Here is a 3367-nt window from a genome sequence, read left to right as displayed (position 1 = left end):
CAAGTCGACGAAGAGCGTGTCGACTTGACCTGACCCCTCGGGCGCGGCAAGTGCTGAGGAGCGCTAGACGGGGGAGCCACCACCGCGCCTCGCTGTGCTCGGGACGGCTCGCCTTCGGCTTCGCGAACGGCTCGCCTTCGGCTTCGCGGGTGGCGGGCTACTTCACCAAGGCTCGTAGTGGGGTGGGGGCCTGGTGTTGTGCCAGTTTGCGGCGCGTCTCGTGTTCGTCAAGGGCGACCTCGTCCAAGAGGTCGAAGAGAGATCGTGCCCTGGCCACTGTTGTCTCGTCCTGGGCGAAGACCCTGGTGAGGTCTGACTCCACGTGGACCACCGGGGTGGCTCGCTCGAACTCGAAGAGGGTGCACGGGGACTGGAAGGCCGCCGTGGTGGCTTCCGCCGGGATTATGCGCAGCATCGAGGAGTTCGCCTGGAGCCAGACGTACTGGGCTTCCATCACGTCAGGGTGGCCGGGGCGCAGGCGCAGGGCCAGTTCGTGGAGGTAGAAGACGCACTCCGGGTGCGTCGGGCGGCGTAGGACTGCCTGCCGGTCGGTGTCCGGCCTCGCTGTGCCGGTGGTGGTCTGGAGGGCTCGCTCGTAGGCCGGGGTGCGCAGGAGGGGGTTCACCGTCAGGACGTTGTAGGCGGTGATCCTGGTGGCGCTCGCCTCGGCCATCGTGAGGGTGCGGACGTCGTCCGCCGGCTGGGCCAGGTACGGGTCGAAGGCGTTGTGGTAGCGGCGGAGGAAGTCCTCGAAGAACGCCGTGTCCTTGCCGCAGGCCGTGAGGTACTGGGCCAGGTCGACGTCGCTGGCCCTGATCTTGCCGTGTTCCAGGTTGGAGATCTTGCTCGGGTCCCAGCCCAGCTGGACGGCCAGGCCTCGGCCGCGCAGGCCGGTGAAGCGCTGCCGCAGCCTGCGCAGTTCGTCGCCCAGGTCTCGGCTGTACGCGGTGGAGCTCGTGGTGGTCACGAGTTCGACGCTATGGGTTGGACCGAGGCCAAGGTACGACTCGTCCGGGTGACAAGGAGTCGCCTAGTCGAGGAGCTTGCGGAGCTCGGCGTCGAAGTCGAAGTAGTCGTTCTCGTGGCCCGGCGCGACGACGTCGTAGGTGGAGTTCAGGAACTCCTGGAGCTCGGACGACTGCACGTGGAAGATCGCGTGCGAGACGTCGGAGCGCAGTTCGAGGACGGCGGTCTTGCTGTTGTGCGGGCGGAGGCGGACGTCGCCGGCGCCGCTGGTGGTGATCAGGCCGTCGGCGAGCAGGTCGCGGCTCACGAGCCAGACGGTCTCCTGGCGTCCCATGCGGAACGTCATGGTCACGGCGTGCGGGTCCTCGGCGCGGTAGCCGAGCTCGACCTCGACGGGAAGCGGGCGCCCCGATGGTGCGATGAAGGCGAAGACAGACTCCGCGCCCACTCGTGTCACGTTCTTCATGCCCCCTAGGACGCCTGGCAACCCCCGTGGATGCCTCGCCCAGGAAATGCGATCGGAACGTGATTTTCAATGGGCCTGAAGTATGAGATCTGACATCCAGGCGTCAACCTTCGTTGAGATCTGCGTCACCCGCTAGTCTGACCTGCGGTTTCTCGGTGGCCGATTTCGGTGTTCGCCGGTCTTTCCGGGGCTTGGGGCGGGTTCGGGAGGGCCGCGTACCGAGACGGTTTACCGCCATTCGGAGCAATGGCGAATGCGGCATTGTGTAGTCGGCTCAGTGCGGAAAGTGAGAGAGTCGGAGCTCCATTCTCACGCCGGGTTACCGCGTGGACGCAGACGGCCACCGGGCAGCGGCGGCGCGGGCAGGCGGGAGCCCGCGTAGCCCTCGACGCGGCCGAACCTGTCGGTCTCCGCCTGCCACTCGTCGCGGTAGGCGGCGATGTCGTCGTGGGTGCGGCCGACGAAGTTCCACCACATCACGATCTCCTCGCCGAACGGCTCGCCGCCGAGCAGCACGATCCGCGCGCCCCCGGACGACGAGAGCGTCAGGCTGGAGCGGCCCGTGCCGACGTAGCCGAGGTCGCCGGGGTGCAGGGCGGTCTCGGCCAGCGTCACGTCGCCGGTGTCGAGGAGGACGCCGTGCTCGAACGACGGCGCCACGTCCAGGGTCAGGCGCGCGCCCGCGGGCAGGACGATCTCCGCGCCCAGCAACGGGGTGAAGGTGCTGACGGGCGAGGTCGAGCCGGCCAGCGAACCGAGGAACACCCGGATCTCGGCGTCGTCGAGCCGCACGGTCGGCGGGACGTGGTGCTGGAAGTTCCGCGGGGCGTCGCGGTGGGCGTCGGGCAGTGCCAGCCACAGCTGCACGCCGTGCAGCACGGTCGAGGCGGGGGTGGAGACCTCGGAGTGGCAGATGCCGCGGCCGCCGGTCATCAGGTTCAGCTCGCCGGGGCGGACGAAGGCGTGCACGCCGAGGCTGTCGCGGTGCTCGATCTCGCCGGTGAACAGCCAGCTCACGGTCTGCAGGCCGGTGTGCGGGTGCGGGGCGACGTCCATGCTCACGTCGTCGGGGCCGTAGTGGTCGCAGAAGCACCAGGCGCCGATCAGCGAGCGCTGCTTCTGGGGGAGCGTGCGGCGCACGGACATGGCGCGCGGGCCGCCCAGGGGGACGTCGCGCGGACTCAGGACCTCCACGCCGCCGGGGGCGGAGGTGCACGTCAGTTCGGCGGGCTCGGCCTCGACATTGCTCACGCCGGTGATCGTAGGCCGTTCAGCTGACTCACAGCTGGCTCTGGCGTGGCGCTCAGCCTCGCCGCCGAGCATGGAGCGAGTCGAGAGAAGGAGTGCCCATGAACGCGAACACGACCAGCGGGTCCCGGTGGGAGCCGGCCGCGGCGGCGGTCCCGCCACCCGCCGCGCCCGTCCCACCGCCGCCGCCCGCTCCCGCCGCACGCGCGCGGGGGTTCACCGGTCCGGTCGTGGCCGGGGCGCTCGGGCTCGCCGTGCTCACCGGGCTGGGCGGGTTCGCGCTCGGTCTCGCGGCAGGGGACGACACCACGAGCCAGGTGCGGCAGGACTCGGGCCAGCTGCCGGACCAGCAGCAGGGCCAGTTCCCCGGCGGCCGGCAGGGCAGGGGCGAAGGTCAGTCCGGCACGCTGCCCGACGACGGGGCGACCGGGCAGGGGACATGACCGCGGCCGTCGCGCGAAGACGCCCGGCCGACGCCGGTGTGCGGGTCGTCGCCACGGGCGGGTTCTGGGCCGGGCTGCTGCTCGTGACGTACTGGTGGGCGGCCGGCGGCGGCCTCACCGACCTCGGCGGCTGGGAGACCGGGCTGACCTCGGCCGGGCGGCTCACCGGCCTGCTCGGGTCGGACCTGCTGCTCGTGCAGGTGCTGATGATGGCGCGGCTGCCGGTGCTGGAACGGGCCTTCGG

The 3367-nt window shown here is 70.6% G+C and carries 4 protein-coding genes and 1 pseudogene; 2 read left to right on the top strand and 3 right to left on the bottom strand.

Translation table 11 applies throughout. The features are described 5' to 3' along the window. Positions 1-157 precede the first annotated feature (157 nt). From VF330_RS26690 to VF330_RS26680, 3 genes are all read right to left on the bottom strand, one after another. On the bottom strand, positions 158-967 hold the full coding sequence (locus VF330_RS26690; RefSeq protein WP_330854418.1) for a helix-turn-helix transcriptional regulator: 810 nt from the start codon (positions 965-967) through the stop codon (positions 158-160). 63 nt (positions 968-1030) lie between these two features. Then, complete coding sequence (locus VF330_RS26685) at positions 1031-1414, bottom strand: SsgA family sporulation/cell division regulator (protein WP_330854417.1); 384 nt, start codon at positions 1412-1414, stop codon at positions 1031-1033. Positions 1415-1741: 327 nt separating this feature from the next. Further along, the gene (locus VF330_RS26680) at positions 1742-2683 is read right to left on the bottom strand and encodes a pirin family protein (RefSeq protein WP_330854416.1); all 942 of its coding nucleotides are present in this window, start codon (positions 2681-2683) and stop codon (positions 1742-1744) included. 98 nt (positions 2684-2781) lie between these two features. On the opposite strand from VF330_RS26680, the gene VF330_RS26675 reads away from it, so the two are divergent. Together VF330_RS26675 and VF330_RS26670 are read left to right on the top strand one after the other, a co-directional pair. After that, positions 2782-3123, top strand: coding sequence for a hypothetical protein (locus VF330_RS26675; protein ID WP_330854415.1), 342 nt, complete (start codon positions 2782-2784; stop codon positions 3121-3123). Beyond that, a pseudogene (locus tag VF330_RS26670) lies at positions 3120-3367 on the top strand (oxidoreductase); the annotation flags it as partial. The gene VF330_RS26675 and the pseudogene VF330_RS26670, both read left to right, overlap by 4 nt.

This window comes from Lentzea sp. (genome assembly GCF_036380075.1).
In the GTDB taxonomy this organism is placed as follows: Bacteria; Actinomycetota; Actinomycetes; order Mycobacteriales; family Pseudonocardiaceae; genus Lentzea.
The sequence above is the reverse complement of the archived record's forward strand: the minus strand, read 5'-3'. Positions and strand labels throughout refer to the sequence as shown.

What these genes read in the sequence shown, in the direction of transcription:
- VF330_RS26675 (WP_330854415.1), top strand. Translation starts at nt 2,782, where the DNA reads ATGAACGCGAACACGACCAGCGGGTCCCGGTGGGAGCCGGCCGCGGCG.